At 53.9% G+C, this 14,584-nt stretch carries 25 protein-coding genes; all 25 read right to left on the reverse strand.

Annotated features, from left to right (window positions below; genetic code table 11):
* Window positions 1-29: 29 nt before the first annotated feature.
* Complete coding sequence (secY, locus tag EQV96_RS14000; protein ID WP_003444361.1) at window positions 30-1,358, reverse strand: preprotein translocase subunit SecY; 1,329 nt, start codon at window positions 1,356-1,358, stop codon at window positions 30-32.
* Window positions 1,359-1,796, reverse strand: a complete 438-nt coding sequence (rplO, locus tag EQV96_RS14005) for a 50S ribosomal protein L15 (RefSeq protein WP_016779182.1) — start codon at window positions 1,794-1,796, stop codon at window positions 1,359-1,361.
* 3 nt (window positions 1,797-1,799) lie between these two features.
* Window positions 1,800-1,976: a 50S ribosomal protein L30 gene (rpmD, locus tag EQV96_RS14010; RefSeq protein ID WP_003186033.1), complete on the reverse strand. Its 177-nt coding sequence runs from the start codon at window positions 1,974-1,976 to the stop codon at window positions 1,800-1,802.
* Window positions 1,977-1,978: 2 nt separating this feature from the next.
* On the reverse strand, window positions 1,979-2,479 hold the full coding sequence (gene rpsE, locus EQV96_RS14015; protein WP_003186035.1) for a 30S ribosomal protein S5: 501 nt from the start codon (window positions 2,477-2,479) through the stop codon (window positions 1,979-1,981).
* A 3-nt stretch (window positions 2,480-2,482) separates the two neighbouring features.
* Window positions 2,483-2,833, reverse strand: coding sequence for a 50S ribosomal protein L18 (gene rplR / locus EQV96_RS14020; protein ID WP_016779181.1), 351 nt, complete (start codon window positions 2,831-2,833; stop codon window positions 2,483-2,485).
* A gap of 10 nt (window positions 2,834-2,843) precedes the next feature.
* The gene (rplF, locus tag EQV96_RS14025) at window positions 2,844-3,377 is read right to left on the reverse strand and encodes a 50S ribosomal protein L6 (protein WP_016779180.1); all 534 of its coding nucleotides are present in this window, start codon (window positions 3,375-3,377) and stop codon (window positions 2,844-2,846) included.
* 12 nt (window positions 3,378-3,389) lie between these two features.
* Window positions 3,390-3,782: a 30S ribosomal protein S8 gene (gene rpsH / locus EQV96_RS14030; RefSeq protein ID WP_003444366.1), complete on the reverse strand. Its 393-nt coding sequence runs from the start codon at window positions 3,780-3,782 to the stop codon at window positions 3,390-3,392.
* A 211-nt stretch (window positions 3,783-3,993) separates the two neighbouring features.
* Complete coding sequence (rpsN, locus tag EQV96_RS14035; RefSeq protein ID WP_003444367.1) at window positions 3,994-4,299, reverse strand: 30S ribosomal protein S14; 306 nt, start codon at window positions 4,297-4,299, stop codon at window positions 3,994-3,996.
* A gap of 13 nt (window positions 4,300-4,312) precedes the next feature.
* On the reverse strand, window positions 4,313-4,852 hold the full coding sequence (rplE, locus tag EQV96_RS14040; protein ID WP_003444368.1) for a 50S ribosomal protein L5: 540 nt from the start codon (window positions 4,850-4,852) through the stop codon (window positions 4,313-4,315).
* Window positions 4,853-4,874: 22 nt separating this feature from the next.
* On the reverse strand, window positions 4,875-5,189 hold the full coding sequence (rplX, locus tag EQV96_RS14045; protein WP_016779179.1) for a 50S ribosomal protein L24: 315 nt from the start codon (window positions 5,187-5,189) through the stop codon (window positions 4,875-4,877).
* Window positions 5,190-5,200: 11 nt separating this feature from the next.
* Window positions 5,201-5,569, reverse strand: a complete 369-nt coding sequence (gene rplN, locus EQV96_RS14050; protein WP_002555479.1) for a 50S ribosomal protein L14 — start codon at window positions 5,567-5,569, stop codon at window positions 5,201-5,203.
* Between the two features lie 23 nt (window positions 5,570-5,592).
* Window positions 5,593-5,859, reverse strand: a complete 267-nt coding sequence (gene rpsQ, locus EQV96_RS14055; protein ID WP_003194644.1) for a 30S ribosomal protein S17 — start codon at window positions 5,857-5,859, stop codon at window positions 5,593-5,595.
* A gap of 2 nt (window positions 5,860-5,861) precedes the next feature.
* On the reverse strand, window positions 5,862-6,053 hold the full coding sequence (rpmC, locus tag EQV96_RS14060) for a 50S ribosomal protein L29 (RefSeq protein WP_003444371.1): 192 nt from the start codon (window positions 6,051-6,053) through the stop codon (window positions 5,862-5,864).
* Complete coding sequence (gene rplP, locus EQV96_RS14065; protein ID WP_016779178.1) at window positions 6,053-6,466, reverse strand: 50S ribosomal protein L16; 414 nt, start codon at window positions 6,464-6,466, stop codon at window positions 6,053-6,055. The genes rpmC and rplP overlap by 1 nt, the downstream gene beginning before the upstream one ends.
* 12 nt (window positions 6,467-6,478) lie before the next feature.
* Window positions 6,479-7,165, reverse strand: a complete 687-nt coding sequence (gene rpsC, locus EQV96_RS14070) for a 30S ribosomal protein S3 (RefSeq protein ID WP_003176422.1) — start codon at window positions 7,163-7,165, stop codon at window positions 6,479-6,481.
* 13 nt (window positions 7,166-7,178) lie between these two features.
* Window positions 7,179-7,511, reverse strand: a complete 333-nt coding sequence (rplV, locus tag EQV96_RS14075) for a 50S ribosomal protein L22 (RefSeq protein ID WP_003444373.1) — start codon at window positions 7,509-7,511, stop codon at window positions 7,179-7,181.
* A gap of 13 nt (window positions 7,512-7,524) precedes the next feature.
* Complete coding sequence (gene rpsS, locus EQV96_RS14080) at window positions 7,525-7,800, reverse strand: 30S ribosomal protein S19 (protein WP_003232420.1); 276 nt, start codon at window positions 7,798-7,800, stop codon at window positions 7,525-7,527.
* A 16-nt stretch (window positions 7,801-7,816) separates the two neighbouring features.
* Window positions 7,817-8,641, reverse strand: coding sequence for a 50S ribosomal protein L2 (rplB, locus tag EQV96_RS14085; RefSeq protein ID WP_016779177.1), 825 nt, complete (start codon window positions 8,639-8,641; stop codon window positions 7,817-7,819).
* Window positions 8,642-8,655: 14 nt separating this feature from the next.
* The gene (gene rplW, locus EQV96_RS14090; RefSeq protein ID WP_003444375.1) at window positions 8,656-8,955 is read right to left on the reverse strand and encodes a 50S ribosomal protein L23; all 300 of its coding nucleotides are present in this window, start codon (window positions 8,953-8,955) and stop codon (window positions 8,656-8,658) included.
* A complete protein-coding gene (rplD, locus tag EQV96_RS14095; RefSeq protein WP_016779176.1) occupies window positions 8,952-9,554 on the reverse strand; it encodes a 50S ribosomal protein L4 in 603 nt (200 codons plus the stop codon). Before rplD ends, rplW begins: the two co-directional genes overlap by 4 nt.
* 12 nt (window positions 9,555-9,566) lie before the next feature.
* Window positions 9,567-10,202: a 50S ribosomal protein L3 gene (gene rplC, locus EQV96_RS14100; protein WP_016779175.1), complete on the reverse strand. Its 636-nt coding sequence runs from the start codon at window positions 10,200-10,202 to the stop codon at window positions 9,567-9,569.
* A gap of 81 nt (window positions 10,203-10,283) precedes the next feature.
* The gene (rpsJ, locus tag EQV96_RS14105) at window positions 10,284-10,595 is read right to left on the reverse strand and encodes a 30S ribosomal protein S10 (protein WP_003186070.1); all 312 of its coding nucleotides are present in this window, start codon (window positions 10,593-10,595) and stop codon (window positions 10,284-10,286) included.
* Between the two features lie 144 nt (window positions 10,596-10,739).
* Complete coding sequence (gene tuf / locus EQV96_RS14110) at window positions 10,740-11,933, reverse strand: elongation factor Tu (RefSeq protein ID WP_016779174.1); 1,194 nt, start codon at window positions 11,931-11,933, stop codon at window positions 10,740-10,742.
* A 35-nt stretch (window positions 11,934-11,968) separates the two neighbouring features.
* Window positions 11,969-14,074 carry an elongation factor G gene (gene fusA, locus EQV96_RS14115; protein ID WP_094999500.1) on the reverse strand — a complete coding sequence of 702 codons (2,106 nt, stop codon included), beginning with the start codon at window positions 14,072-14,074 and terminating at the stop codon, window positions 11,969-11,971.
* A gap of 30 nt (window positions 14,075-14,104) precedes the next feature.
* On the reverse strand, window positions 14,105-14,575 hold the full coding sequence (rpsG, locus tag EQV96_RS14120; RefSeq protein ID WP_016779172.1) for a 30S ribosomal protein S7: 471 nt from the start codon (window positions 14,573-14,575) through the stop codon (window positions 14,105-14,107).
* Window positions 14,576-14,584 lie beyond the last annotated feature (9 nt).

A 14,584-nucleotide genomic window follows, 5' to 3' on the forward strand; every position in this document is an offset into this window, starting at 1 on the left:
CAACTCCTCTCACCTTACGGGGTAGTACTTCAGCGGAGCATGCCGCTGCCGTAGCCCTTCAGGTTGGCTTTCTTCATCAGGGATTCGTACTGGTGCGAAACGAGGTGCGATTGTACTTGGGACATGAAGTCCATAACAACCACAACAACGATCAGCAACGAGGTCCCGCCAAGGTAGAACGGAACGTTTGCCGCAACCACCAGGAACTGGGGCAACAGGCACACGGCCGTCATATAAAGAGCACCGAACAGAGTCAAACGAGTCAAAACGCCATCAATATAGCGTGCCGACTGCTCACCTGGACGGATACCCGGAATAAAGGCACCGGACTTCTTCAGGTTTTCCGCTACGTCTTTCGGATTGAACATCAACGCCGTATAGAAGAAGCAGAAGAAAATAATCCCTGCACTAAACAGCAGAATATTCAACGGCTGACCAGGAGCGATCGACTGCGAGATGTCCTGCAACCAGCCCATACCTTCAGACTGACCGAACCAGGCACCCAGCGAAGCCGGGAACAGCAAAATGCTGCTCGCAAAAATAGCCGGGATAACACCGGCCATATTCACTTTCAGCGGTAGGTGGCTAGTCTGCGCAGCAAACACCTTGCGGCCCTGCTGACGCTTGGCGTAGTGAACAGCAATACGACGCTGGCCACGCTCAATGAACACCACAAAACCGATAATCGCTACTGCCAGCAAACCGATAGCAACCAGAGCGAAAATATTGATATCGCCCTGACGTGCAGACTCGAAAGACTGCCCGATTGCTCTCGGAAGACCGGCGACGATACCCGAAAAAATCAACATCGAGATACCGTTGCCAACACCACGCTCAGTAATCTGCTCACCCAGCCACATCATGAACATTGCACCCGCCACAAACGTGGTTACTGCAACGAAATGGAAGCCCAGGTCACCAGTGAACGCTACGCCTTGCCCTGCCAGACCAATGGACATGCCAATAGCCTGGACAAGAGCAAGAGCGACAGTGAGGTAGCGGGTGTACTGGCTAATCTTGCGACGGCCAGCTTCACCTTCCTTCTTCAACTGCTCCAGTTGCGGGCTGACAGCGGACATAAGCTGCATGATGATCGATGCCGAAATGTACGGCATGATCCCCAGCGCAAAAATACTCATCCGCTCCAGCGCGCCGCCGGAAAACATGTTGAACAAGCTAAGTATGGTCCCCTCATTCTGTCGAAACAGGTCCGCCAGCCGGTCCGGGTTGATACCTGGAACTGGGATGTGTGCGCCTATCCGGTAGACGATAATCGCCAGGAATAGAAAACGCAGTCGAGCCCAGAGCTCGGATAACCCGCCTTTGCTGAGCGCTGAGAGAGCACCTTGCTTAGCCATTTATTCCTCGAACTTGCCGCCAGCTGCTTCGATAGCCGAACGCGCACCTTTGGTGGCGCCGATTCCCTTGCCGATTGTGACAGCGCGAGTCACTTCACCGGACAGCATGATTTTCACACGCAGTACGTTGACGTTGATCACGTTGGCATCTTTCAGGGTCTGCACAGTTACGATGTCGCCTTCCACTTTAGCCAGCTCGGACAAACGCACTTCTGCGCGATCCATGGCTTTCAGGGATACGAAACCGAACTTAGGCAGACGGCGATGCAGCGGCTGTTGACCGCCTTCAAAGCCTGGAGCAATGGTGCCACCGGAGCGGGAGGTCTGACCTTTGTGACCACGGCCACCAGTCTTACCCAAACCACTACCGATACCACGGCCCGGACGATGCTTTTCGCGACGGGAACCCGGCGCTGGACTCAGATCATTGAGTTTCATCGATTAACCCTCTACACGCAGCATGTAGTAAGCCTTGTTGATCATCCCGCGATTCTCGGGAGTATCAAGTACTTCTACAGTGTGACCGATGCGACGCAGACCCAGACCCTTAACGCACAGTTTGTGGTTAGGGATACGGCCGGTCATGCTTTTGATCAGCGTTACTTTAACGGTAGCCATGATCAGAAGATCTCCTTGACGCTTTTGCCACGCTTGGCGGCAATAGATTCAGGAGATTGCATAGCTTTCAAACCTTTGAAAGTGGCGTGAACCACGTTTACCGGGTTAGTCGAGCCGTAGCACTTGGCCAGTACGTTCTGAACGCCAGCAACTTCGAGGACAGCACGCATAGCGCCGCCAGCGATGATACCGGTACCTTCAGAAGCAGGCTGCATGTAAACCTTGGAAGCGCCGTGGGCGGATTTCATGGCGTACTGCAGAGTGGTGCCGTTAAGGTCCACTTGAATCATGTTGCGGCGAGCAGCTTCCATTGCCTTCTGGATCGCAGCAGGCACTTCACGTGACTTGCCACGGCCGAAGCCAACGCGCCCTTTACCATCACCAACCACGGTCAACGCGGTGAAAGTGAAGATACGGCCGCCTTTAACGGTTTTGGCTACGCGGTTAACTTGAACCAGCTTCTCAATGTAGCCTTCGTCGCGCTTTTGGTCGTTATTTGACATAACTTAGAACTCCAGCCCAGCTTCACGAGCAGCCTCAGCCAGCGCTTTCACGCGGCCGTGGTACTTGAAGCCAGAGCGGTCGAAAGCCACCTGCGAGACGCCAGCGGCTTTTGCACGCGTAGCGACCAGCTGGCCAACCTTTGTGGCCGCGTCGATGTTGCCAGTGGCACCATCACGCAGTTCTTTGTCCAAAGTCGAGGCGCTTGCCAGGACTTTGCTGCCGTCGGCCGAGATGACCTGGGCGTATATGTGCTGTGCCGAGCGGAACACGCAGAGACGCACGACTTCGAGTTCGTGCATTTTCAGACGTGCTTTGCGAGCGCGGCGCAGGCGAGTAACTTTTTTGTCGGTCATTTGCTATGCCCTACTTCTTCTTGGCTTCTTTACGACGGACGACTTCGTCCGCGTAACGTACACCCTTGCCTTTATAAGGCTCTGGCGGACGGAAACCGCGGATCTCAGCGGCCACCTGACCTACCAGCTGCTTATCAATACCCTTGATCAGGATATCGGTTTGGCTAGGAGTCTCAGCGGTGATGCCTTCCGGCAACTCGTAATCCACTGGGTGCGAGAAGCCAAGAGCCAGGTTCAGCACTGTGCCTTTTGCTTGCGCTTTGTAACCAACACCGACCAGCTGGAGCTTGCGCTCGAAGCCTTGGCTTACGCCTTGGACCATGTTGTTTACCAACGCACGAGTGGTACCAGCCATTGCGCGAGTTTGTTGATCGCCATTGCGAGCAGCGAAACGCAGCTCACCAGCTTCTTCAACAATCTCAACGGACGAATGGATGTTCAGTTCTAGAGTACCCTTGGCACCCTTCACCGAAAGCTGTTGGCCGGCGAATTTTACTTCGACACCAGCTGGCAGCTTAACGGGGTTCTTAGCGACGCGTGACATGCTTATCCCCCCTTAGAACACAGTGCAAAGAACTTCGCCGCCGACACCGGCAGCGCGCGCAGCACGATCCGTCATCACACCTTTGCTGGTGGAGACGATAGACACACCCAGACCGCCACGAACTTTCGGCAGATCTTCGGAGGACTTGTACTGACGCAGGCCTGGACGGCTAACGCGCTTAACTTCTTCGATAACCGAACGGCCTTCGAAGTACTTCAGCTCGATAGACAGCAGTGGCTTGATTTCGCTGCTGATCTGATAATCCGCGATGTAACCTTCGTCTTTGAGAACTTTGGCTACAGCTACCTTCAACGTGGAAGATGGCATGCTTACGACGGACTTTTCAGCCATCTGGGCATTACGGATTCGAGTTAGCATGTCCGCTAACGGGTCCTGCATACTCATGGGCTAGACGCTCCTGATACAAAAAGAATTAGCCTTGCGGCTACAACTGTCGCCGAGTACTCAATGCTTAAAAAGCACGGGCTCAGGCGAGCCGGTCATTCTAGACACACGCCAGAAATGAATCAAGCCCCAATAGGGGCTTGATTCATATTCAAGGTCACCGGCTGTCAGGATCTTGCAACCCTGACAGGGGTAACTTTGCCTGTGCGCCTTACCAGCTGGCTTTAACCAGACCTGGTACGTCGCCACGCATTGCTGCTTCACGCAATTTGTTACGGCCAAGGCCGAACTTGCGGTAAACACCATGCGGACGGCCAGTCAGGCGGCAGCGGTTACGCATGCGCGCAGCGCTTGCGTCACGTGGCTGCTTCTGCAGAGCAACTTGAGCTTCCCAACGTGCTTCTGGACTTGCGTTCAGATCCACGATGATAGCTTTCAGTGCTGCACGCTTCTTGGCGAACTTGGCAACCGTGAGCTGACGTTTCAGCTCGCGGTTTTTCATGCTCATCTTAGCCATGGTCCTACTCCAATCAGTTGCGGAACGGGAATTTGAAAGCACGCAGCAAGGCGCGACCTTCATCATCTGTCCGAGCAGTGGTGGTCAGGGTAATGTCCAGACCGCGGAGAGCATCGATTTTGTCGTAGTCGATTTCCGGGAAGATGATCTGCTCTTTTACGCCCATGCTGTAGTTACCACGACCATCGAAGGACTTGGCATTCAGGCCGCGGAAGTCGCGTACCCGAGGCAGGGAGATCGACAGCAGACGATCCAGGAATTCGTACATACGCTCACGGCGCAGAGTAACCTTAACGCCGATCGGCCAGCCTTCGCGAACTTTGAAGCCTGCGATGGACTTGCGAGCGTAGGTCACTACACATTTTTGACCCGTGATTTTTTCCAAATCAGCTACAGCGTGCTCGATGATTTTCTTATCACCGATCGCTTCGCCCAAACCCATGTTCAGGGTGATTTTGGTAACGCGCGGAACTTCCATCACGTTCGAAAGCTTAAGTTCTTCCTTAAGTTTCGGAGCGATTTCCTTCCGGTAAATCTCTTTTAGTCGTGCCATGGTCTCATCTACCTAGCAGTGTTCAAGCATCAACCGCTTTTTGGGTCGACTTGAAGACACGAATTTTTTTGCCTTCTTCTACTTTGAAACCAACGCGATCTGCTTTGCTGGTTTCGCTGTTGAAGATGGCCACGTTAGAAGCGTCCAGTGGAGCTTCTTTCTCGACGATACCGCCTTGTACGCCCGACATCGGGTTAGGCTTGGTATGACGCTTAACCAGGTTCAGACCGCCAATAACCAAACGGTTGTTAGCGAGAACCTTAAGCACCTTACCGCGCTTACCTTTGTCTTTGCCGGCGATCACGATGATCTCGTCGTCACGACGAATCTTTTGCATGTCGGATCTCCTTACAGCACTTCTGGGGCGAGCGAGACGATCTTCATGAACTTCTCAGTACGAAGTTCACGGGTCACTGGCCCAAAGATACGGGTGCCGATCGGCTCTTGCTTGTTGTTCAGAAGAACAGCAGCGTTGCCATCAAAGCGGATAATGGAGCCATCAGCACGACGTACGCCGTGACGAGTGCGGACTACAACAGCAGTCATCACTTGGCCTTTTTTCACTTTACCGCGAGGAATTGCTTCCTTCACGGTAACTTTGATGATGTCACCGATACCAGCGTAACGACGATGGGAGCCACCCAGCACCTTGATGCACATAACGCGGCGTGCGCCGCTGTTATCGGCCACATCGAGCATGGATTGAGTCTGAATCATATAATTTCTCCGACCCCTAGTCCTTAGACTTCCACAGCGCGTTCGAGAACATCAACCAGTGCCCAAGACTTGGTCTTGGCCATCGGACGAGTTTCACGAATAGTGACTTTGTCGCCGATGTGGCACTGATTGGTTTCGTCGTGCGCGTGCAGCTTAGTCGAACGCTTAACGTATTTACCGTAGATCGGGTGCTTAACGCGACGCTCGATCAGAACGGTGATGGTTTTGTCCATCTTGTCGCTGACAACACGGCCAGTCAGCGTACGGACAGTCTTTTCGGCTTCAGCCATGATTACTTACCTGCCTGCTGTTTGAGCACAGTCTTCACGCGAGCGATGTCACGCTTAACTTGCGAGAGCAGATGCGACTGCCCCAACTGGCCAGTTGCTTTCTGCATACGCAGATTGAACTGGTCGCGCAGCAAGCCGAGCAGTTGCTCGTTCAGCTGCTGTGCGGATTTTTCACGAAGTTCATTCGCTTTCATCACATCACCGTCCGTTTAACAAAGGAGGTGGCGAGCGGCAGCTTTGCAGCAGCCAGGGCGAAAGCCTCACGCGCCAGCTCTTCAGTAACACCCTCGATTTCATACAGGACTTTGCCTGGCTGAATCTGGGCAACCCAATATTCCACGTTACCCTTACCTTTACCCATACGAACTTCTAGGGGCTTTTTGGAAATAGGCTTGTCCGGGAATACACGGATCCAGATCTTGCCGCCACGCTTAACGTGACGGGTCAGTGCACGACGCGCTGATTCGATCTGACGAGCGGTGAGACGACCACGAGCAACAGACTTCAGCGCGTATTCGCCGAAGCTGACTTTGCTACCGCGCAATGCCAAGCCACGGTTGTGGCCAGTCATTTGCTTGCGGAACTTCGTACGCTTAGGTTGTAACATTTGGCGTACCCCTTACTTAGCAGCTTTTTTACGAGGCGCTGGTGCTTGTGGCTTCAGTTCTTCTTGGCGACCACCAATTACTTCGCCTTTGAAGATCCAAACCTTTACACCGATCACACCGTAAGTGGTGTGAGCTTCGTAGTTGGCATAGTCGATGTCGGCACGCAGGGTGTGCAATGGCACACGACCTTCGCGATACCATTCAGTACGTGCGATTTCAGCACCGCCGAGACGACCGCTCACTTGGATTTTGATGCCTTTGGCACCAATGCGCATAGCGTTCTGTACAGCGCGTTTCATCGCGCGACGGAACATTACACGACGCTCCAGCTGCTGAGCTACGCTCTGCGCAACCAGCATACCGTCGAGTTCCGGCTTGCGGATCTCTTCGATATTGATGTGCACAGGCACACCCATTTGCTTGGTCAGGTCCTGACGCAGTTTCTCAACATCTTCACCTTTCTTCCCGATAACGATACCTGGACGAGCGGTGTGGATGGTGATACGTGCAGTTTGGGCCGGACGATGGATATCGATACGGCTTACGGACGCGCTTTTTAGTTTGTCTTGGAGGTATTCACGCACCTTCAGATCAGCGAACAAGTAGTCCGCATAAGTCCGGCCGTCTGCGTACCAGACGGAGGTGTGCTCCTTGACGATTCCCAGGCGAATGCCAATGGGATGTACTTTCTGACCCATCTCTTCGACTCCGTTACTTGTCAGCAACCTTGACAGTGATATGGCAAGACCGCTTGACGATGCGATCAGCGCGGCCTTTGGCACGCGGCATGATGCGCTTCAGCGAACGCCCTTCGTTGACGAAAACGGTGGCGACTTTCAAGTCGTCAACGTCTGCGCCTTCGTTATGCTCGGCGTTGGCTACGGCCGACTCCAGCACTTTCTTGATGATCTCGGCGGCTTTCTTGTTGCTGAAAGCCAACAGGTTGAGCGCTTCGCCCACCTTCTTCCCGCGGATCTGGTCGGCGACCAAGCGGGCTTTCTGGGCGGAGATTCGAGCGCCCGACAACTTAGCGGCTACTTCCATCGTTCCTTACCCCTTAACGCTTGGCTTTCTTGTCTGCCACGTGCCCACGATAAGTGCGGGTACCGGCAAACTCGCCTAGTTTATGGCCAACCATGTCTTCGTTCACGAGAACTGGGACATGAAGACGACCGTTATGCACAGCGATGGTCAGACCGACCATTTGTGGCAGGATCATCGAACGACGCGACCAGGTTTTCACCGGTTTGCGATCGTTCTTTTCCGCCGCCACTTCGATCTTCTTCAGTAGGTGAAGATCAATAAAAGGACCTTTTTTCAGAGAACGTGGCACTGTCGTATCCCTCTATTTACTTGCGACGACGGACGATCATTTTGTCGGTACGCTTATTACCACGAGTCTTCGCGCCCTTAGTCGGGAAGCCCCATGGCGATACCGGATGACGACCACCAGAGGTACGACCTTCACCACCACCATGTGGGTGGTCAACCGGGTTCATGGCAACACCACGAACGGTTGGGCGAACGCCACGCCAGCGTTTGGCACCAGCTTTACCCAGCGAACGCAGGCTGTGCTCGGAGTTCGAGACTTCACCCAGGGTCGCACGGCATTCAGCCAGTACTTTACGCATTTCACCAGAGCGCAGACGCAGGGTCACATAGACACCATCACGAGCGACCAGCTGAGCCGAAGCACCAGCGGAACGTGCGATTTGCGCGCCTTTACCCGGCTTCAATTCGATGCCGTGTACGGTGCTACCAACTGGAATACTGCGCAGTTGCAACGAGTTACCCGGCTTGATTGGGGCCAAAGCACCCGAAATCAGCTGGTCGCCAGCACTCACGCCTTTAGGGGCAATGATGTAGCGGCGCTCGCCGTCTGCGTACAGCATCAGAGCGATGTGAGCAGTACGGTTTGGATCGTATTCGATACGCTCAACAGTGGCTGGAATGCCATCTTTGTCGTTGCGACGGAAGTCGACCATACGGTAATGCTGCTTATGACCACCACCGATGTGACGAGTGGTAATACGGCCATTGTTGTTACGACCACCAGACTTCGATTTCTTCTCGAGCAGCGGTGCGTGAGGAGCGCCTTTATGCAGCTCCTGGTTGACCACCTTGACCACATGACGGCGGCCAGGGGAAGTCGGTTTGCATTTAACGATTGCCATGATGCACCCCTTCCTTACTCAGCACTGCTGCTGAAATCGAGATCTTGGCCTGGCTGAAGGGAGATTACTGCCTTCTTCCAGTCATTACGCTTGCCCACGCCGCGAGCGGTGCGCTTGCTCTTACCCAGAACGTTCAGGGTAGTAACACGCTCAACTTTCACGCTGAACAGGCTTTCGACGGCCTTCTTGATTTCCAGCTTGGTTGCATCGGTAGCAACCTTGAAAACGAACTGGCCTTTCTTGTCTGCCAGAACCGTAGCCTTCTCGGAAACGTGCGGGCCAAGCAGAACTTTAAATACGCGTTCCTGGTTCATCCCAGCAGCTCCTCGAATTTCTTCACGGCCGACACGGTGATCAACACCTTGTCGTATGCGATCAGACTAACTGGATCGGAACCTTGCACGTCACGTACATCAACGTGTGGCAGGTTACGAGCAGCCAGGTACAGGTTCTGATCAACACCTTCAGACACGATCAGGACATCAGTCAGACCCATGCCATTCAGCTTGTTGAGCAGATCTTTGGTTTTCGGCGCTTCAACAGCGAAGTCCTGAACCACGACCAGACGATCAGTACGCACCAGCTCAGCAAGGATGGAACGCATTGCTGCGCGATACATCTTCTTGTTCAGCTTCTGGGAGTGATCCTGTGGACGAGCTGCGAAAGTGGTACCGCCGCCACGCCAGATTGGGCTACGGATAGTACCGGCACGAGCACGGCCAGTACCTTTCTGACGCCAAGGGCGCTTACCGCCACCACGAACGTCGGAACGGGTCTTTTGCTGCTTGCTACCTTGACGGCCGCCGGCCATGTAGGCCACGACTGCTTGGTGAACCAGCGTCTCGTTGAATTCGCCGCCGAAAGTCAGTTCGGAAACTTCGATCGCTTGAGCGTCATTTACATTTAATTGCATGTCAGCTTCCCCTTAACCGCGAGCCTTGGCCGCTGGACGTACAACCAGGTTGCCGCCAGTAGCGCCAGGAACAGCACCCTTGACCAACAACAGATTGCGTTCAGCGTCGACGCGCACTACTTCCAGGGACTGCACGGTCACGCGCTCAGCGCCCATATGACCGGACATTTTTTTGCCCTTGAATACACGACCAGGAGTCTGGCACTGGCCAATAGAGCCCGGGACGCGGTGGGAAACGGAGTTACCGTGAGTGTTGTCTTGGCCACGGAAATTCCAACGCTTGATCGTACCCTGGAAGCCTTTACCCTTGGACTGACCGGTTACATCAACCAGTTGGCCAGCGGTGAAGATTTCAGTGTTGATCAGATCGCCAGCCTGGTACTCGCCTTCTTCAAGACGGAATTCCATTACGGTACGACCGGCGGCAACGTTTGCTTTAGCGAAGTGACCCGCTTGAGCAGCTGTTACACGCGAAGCGCGACGCTCGCCGACAGTGACTTGCACTGCACGATAGCCATCGGTTTCTTCAGTTTTGAACTGGGTGACGCGATTCGGCTCGATCTCAATGACCGTGACCGGAATGGAGACACCTTCTTCGGTGAAAATACGGGTCATACCGCATTTACGACCGACTACACCAATAGTCATGTTGTAAACCTCATGAGTGTACGGGGCTTTCACCCGCTATGGCCGCCCATTTCAGAGCGTTACACGACTAAGACCCAAGTCTTAGCCGAGGCTGATCTGCACTTCCACACCGGCCGCAAGATCAAGCTTCATAAGTGCATCAACGGTTTTATCCGTTGGCTGGACGATGTCCAGTACGCGCTTATGAGTACGGATCTCGTACTGGTCACGCGCGTCTTTGTTGACGTGCGGGGAGACCAGAACGGTGAACCGCTCTTTACGGGTAGGCAGTGGAATTGGACCACGCACTTGAGCACCAGTACGTTTCGCGGTTTCCACGATTTCCTGGGTTGATTGGTCGATCAGGCGATGGTCAAAAGCCTTCAACCTGATACGGATTTGCTGATTTTGCATTGGATTTCAGACTCCAGATTGCTGTTCCCACCGAGCGCAATACGCCCGTTAAAAGGAGGCGCAATTCTATAGACGACCCCAGTAGGTGTCAACTCAATAAAAAAAGCCCCCGCTGAGCGGGGGCTTTTTTCAGGCAATCATCACTTACGCGATGATTTTGGCTACAACGCCAGCGCCAACGGTACGACCGCCTTCACGGATTGCGAAACGCAGACCGTCTTCCATTGCGATGGTTTTGATCAGGGTAACAACCATTTTGATGTTGTCGCCCGGCATTACCATCTCAACGCCTTCCGGCAGTTCGCAGTTACCAGTTACGTCAGTTGTACGGAAGTAGAACTGAGGACGGTAGCCTTTGAAGAACGGAGTGTGACGGCCGCCTTCTTCTTTGCTCAACACGTACACTTCAGCTTCGAAGGTAGTGTGTGGCTTAACCGAGCCTGGCTTAACCAGAACCTGGCCACGCTCAACGTCGTCACGCTTGGTGCCGCGCAGCAGCACGCCGCAGTTCTCGCCCGCACGACCTTCGTCGAGCAGCTTACGGAACATTTCAACGCCGGTGCAGGTGGTAACAGTAGTGTCACGCAGACCAACGATTTCCAGCGGATCTTGAACGCGAACGATACCGCGCTCGATACGGCCAGTTACAACAGTACCGCGACCGGAGATCGAGAATACGTCTTCGATTGGCATCAGGAACGGCTTGTCGATAACACGTACTGGATCTGGAATGTAGGTATCCAGAGTTTCAACCAGTTTACGAACGGCAGTGGTGCCCATTTCGTTGTCGTCTTTGCCTTCCAGCGCCATACGAGCCGAACCGATGATGATCGGAGTGTCGTCGCCTGGGAAGTCGTAAGTCGACAGCAGGTCACGAACTTCCATCTCAACCAGTTCCAGCAGCTCAGCGTCGTCTACCAGGTCAGCCTTGTTCAGGAAAACCACGATGTACGGAACGCCAACCTGACGGGACAGCAGGATGTGCTCACGGGTTTGTGGCATCGGACCATCAGCGGCCGAACAAACCAGGATAGCGCCGTCCATCTGAGCAGCACCGGTGATCATGTTCTTCACATAGTCAGCGTGACCTGGGCAGTCAACGTGAGCGTAGTGACGAATGTGCGAGTTGTATTCAACGTGCGCAGTGTTGATCGTGATACCACGAGCTTTTTCTTCTGGCGCGCTGTCGATTTTATCGAAGTCAACGATTGCCGAACCGAAAACTTCGGAGCAAACACGGGTCAGAGCTGCAGTCAGCGTGGTTTTACCATGGTCAACGTGACCGATAGTGCCAACGTTGACGTGCGGTAGGGAACGATCAAATTTTTCTTTAGCCACGACAATTAACTCCTTGCCTAAAGGACTGAACTAAATCAGCCTTGTTTTTTAGTAACAGTTTCGACGATGTGCGCCGGAGCTGTATCGTATTTTTTGAATTCCATAGAGTAGCTTGCGCGACCCTGGGACATGGAACGAACGTCGGTCGCATAACCGAACATTTCACCCAACGGTACTTCAGCACGAATTACTTTGCCGGAGACCGTATCTTCCATACCCTGGATCATGCCGCGACGACGGTTCAAGTCGCCCATCACGTCACCCATATAGTCTTCAGGTGTAACAACCTCTACCGCCATGATCGGCTCAAGCAGCTCACCGCCACCTTTGGTAGCCAGTTGCTTGGTCGCCATGGAAGCAGCCACCTTAAACGCCATCTCGTTGGAGTCGACGTCGTGGTAAGAACCATCAAACACGGTAGCCTTCAGGCCGATCAGCGGATAGCCGGCAACAACACCGTTCTTCATCTGCTCTTCGATACCCTTCTGGATAGCCGGGATGTATTCCTTAGGAACCACACCACCTACCACTTCGTTCACGAACTGCAGACCTTCCTGACCTTCGTCAGCAGGTGCAAAACGAATCCAGCAGTGACCAAACTGGCCACGACCGCCGGACTGACGAACGAACTTGCCTTCGATCTCACAGTTCTTCGTGATGCGCTCACGATAGGAAACCTGAGGCTTACCGATGTTGGCTTCGACGTTGAACTCACGGCGCATCCGGTCAACCAGGATGTCCAGGTGCAGCTCGCCCATGCCAGAGATGATCGTTTGACCAGTCTCTTCATCAGTTTTAACGCGGAAAGATGGATCTTCCTGAGCAAGCTTGCCCAGTGCAACACCCATTTTTTCCTGGTCATCCTTGGTCTTAGGCTCTACGGCAACCGAAATAACCGGCTCCGGGAAGTCCATACGAACCAGAATGATTGGCTTGTCAGCGTTGCACAAAGTCTCACCAGTGGTGACGTCCTTCATGCCGATCAAGGCCGCGATGTCACCAGCGCGTACTTCCTTGATTTCTTCACGGGCGTTTGCGTGCATTTGCACCATACGACCCACGCGCTCTTTCTTGCCCTTAACCGAGTTGATTACGCCGTCGCCGGAGTTCAACACGCCCGAGTAAACACGGACGAAGGTCAAGGTACCCACGAATGGGTCGGTAGCGATCTTGAACGCCAGAGCCGAGAACGGCTCGTTGTCGTCTGCATGACGCTCCAGTTCGATAGTCTCGTCATCCGGGTCAGTACCCTTGATGGCAGGAATATCAGTCGGAGCAGGCAGGAAGTCGATAACGGCGTCGAGAACCAGGGGAACACCCTTGTTCTTGAAGGAAGAACCGCAAACAGCCAGGACGATCTCACCAGCGATAGTACGCTGACGCAGAGCCGCCTTGATTTCCGCGATGGTGAATTCTTCACCTTCGAGGTACTTGTTCATCAGCTCTTCATTGGCTTCGGCCGCAGCCTGAACCATGTTGTCGCGCCACTCGTCAGCAAGATCTTTCAGCTCAGCTGGAATTTCTTTGCGAACAGGAACCATACCTTTGTCAGCATCGTTCCAGTACACAGCTTCCATGTTGATCAGATCGATCTGACCCTGGAAGTTGTCTTCGGAACCGATAGCCAACTGGATTGGAACTGGAGTGTGGCCCAGACGCTTCTTGATCTGCTCGATAACGCGCAGGAAGTTGGCACCAGCACGGTCCATCTTGTTTACGTAAACAAGACGTGGAACGCCGTATTTGTTGGCTTGACGCCATACGGTTTCCGACTGAGGCTCAACGCCCGAGGTACCACAGAACACAACGACAGCGCCGTCGAGTACACGCAGGGAACGCTCAACTTCAATAGTGAAGTCAACGTGGCCCGGGGTATCGATTACGTTGAAGCGGTGTTCGTCCTTGTACTGCTTGGCAGAACCTTTCCAGAAGGCGGTAATGGCAGCAGAAGTAATGGTAATACCACGCTCCTGCTCCTGAACCATCCAGTCTGTGGTCGCGGCGCCATCATGCACCTCGCCCATTTTGTGACTTTTGCCAGTGTAAAACAGTACGCGCTCGGTGGTGGTGGTTTTACCAGCATCCACGTGAGCGACGATACCGATGTTACGGTAGCGACTAATCGGAGTAGTACGAGCCATAAAGCCCTCGCAAAATTAGTGAAGCTGAAATTAGAAGCGGTAGTGCGAGAAAGCTTTGTTAGCTTCGGCCATACGGTGCACGTCTTCACGCTTCTTAACAGCAGCACCTTTACCTTCGGCAGCGTCCAACAGTTCGCCAGCCAAACGCAGAGCCATAGACTTCTCGCCGCGCTTGCGGGCGAAGTCTACCAACCAGCGCATTGCCAGGGCGTTACGACGGGACGGGCGAACTTCGACCGGAACCTGGTAAGTAGCACCGCCTACACGGCGCGACTTCACTTCGACCAGCGGAGCGATGGCGTCGAGAGCTTTCTCGAAGAGTTCCAGGGGATCGCTGTTCTTGCGTTCTTTAACCTTTTCCAGCGCGCCATAAACGATACGCTCGGCAACGGCTTTTTTGCCGCTTTCCATCACGTGGTTCATGAACTTGGCCAGAATTTGGCTTCCGTATTTTGGATCGTCAAGCACTTCGCGCTTGGCTGCTACGCGTCTTCTTGGCATGGATAAGCC

The organism is Pseudomonas sp. TMW22080, from assembly GCF_022496745.1.
Taxonomy (GTDB): domain Bacteria; phylum Pseudomonadota; class Gammaproteobacteria; order Pseudomonadales; family Pseudomonadaceae; genus Aquipseudomonas; species Aquipseudomonas bubulae.

Coding starts and splice junctions, on each gene's coding strand:
- rplV (WP_003444373.1), bottom strand. CDS start 7,511: ATGGAAGTAGCCGCTAAGTTGTCGGGCGCTCGAATCTCCGCCCAGAAA.
- rpsC (WP_003176422.1), bottom strand. CDS start 7,165: ATGGGTCAGAAAGTACATCCCATTGGCATTCGCCTGGGAATCGTCAAG.
- rplO (WP_016779182.1), bottom strand. CDS start 1,796: ATGAAACTCAATGATCTGAGTCCAGCGCCGGGTTCCCGTCGCGAAAAG.
- rpsN (WP_003444367.1), bottom strand. CDS start 4,299: ATGGCTAAGATGAGCATGAAAAACCGCGAGCTGAAACGTCAGCTCACG.
- rpmC (WP_003444371.1), bottom strand. CDS start 6,053: ATGAAAGCGAATGAACTTCGTGAAAAATCCGCACAGCAGCTGAACGAG.
- rpsQ (WP_003194644.1), bottom strand. CDS start 5,859: ATGGCTGAAGCCGAAAAGACTGTCCGTACGCTGACTGGCCGTGTTGTC.
- rplN (WP_002555479.1), bottom strand. CDS start 5,569: ATGATTCAGACTCAATCCATGCTCGATGTGGCCGATAACAGCGGCGCA.
- rplB (WP_016779177.1), bottom strand. CDS start 8,641: ATGGCAATCGTTAAATGCAAACCGACTTCCCCTGGCCGCCGTCATGTG.
- rplW (WP_003444375.1), bottom strand. CDS start 8,955: ATGAACCAGGAACGCGTATTTAAAGTTCTGCTTGGCCCGCACGTTTCC.
- rplP (WP_016779178.1), bottom strand. CDS start 6,466: ATGTTACAACCTAAGCGTACGAAGTTCCGCAAGCAAATGACTGGCCAC.
- rplX (WP_016779179.1), bottom strand. CDS start 5,189: ATGCAAAAGATTCGTCGTGACGACGAGATCATCGTGATCGCCGGCAAA.
- rplC (WP_016779175.1), bottom strand. CDS start 10,202: ATGACTATTGGTGTAGTCGGTCGTAAATGCGGTATGACCCGTATTTTC.
- rplR (WP_016779181.1), bottom strand. CDS start 2,833: ATGACCGACAAAAAAGTTACTCGCCTGCGCCGCGCTCGCAAAGCACGT.
- rpsE (WP_003186035.1), bottom strand. CDS start 2,479: ATGTCAAATAACGACCAAAAGCGCGACGAAGGCTACATTGAGAAGCTG.
- secY (WP_003444361.1), bottom strand. CDS start 1,358: ATGGCTAAGCAAGGTGCTCTCTCAGCGCTCAGCAAAGGCGGGTTATCC.
- rplE (WP_003444368.1), bottom strand. CDS start 4,852: ATGGCACGACTAAAAGAGATTTACCGGAAGGAAATCGCTCCGAAACTT.
- rpsG (WP_016779172.1), bottom strand. CDS start 14,575: ATGCCAAGAAGACGCGTAGCAGCCAAGCGCGAAGTGCTTGACGATCCA.
- fusA (WP_094999500.1), bottom strand. CDS start 14,074: ATGGCTCGTACTACTCCGATTAGTCGCTACCGTAACATCGGTATCGTC.
- rpmD (WP_003186033.1), bottom strand. CDS start 1,976: ATGGCTACCGTTAAAGTAACGCTGATCAAAAGCATGACCGGCCGTATC.
- rpsH (WP_003444366.1), bottom strand. CDS start 3,782: ATGAGTATGCAGGACCCGTTAGCGGACATGCTAACTCGAATCCGTAAT.
- rplD (WP_016779176.1), bottom strand. CDS start 9,554: ATGCAATTAAATGTAAATGACGCTCAAGCGATCGAAGTTTCCGAACTG.
- rplF (WP_016779180.1), bottom strand. CDS start 3,377: ATGTCACGCGTCGCTAAGAACCCCGTTAAGCTGCCAGCTGGTGTCGAA.
- rpsJ (WP_003186070.1), bottom strand. CDS start 10,595: ATGCAAAATCAGCAAATCCGTATCAGGTTGAAGGCTTTTGACCATCGC.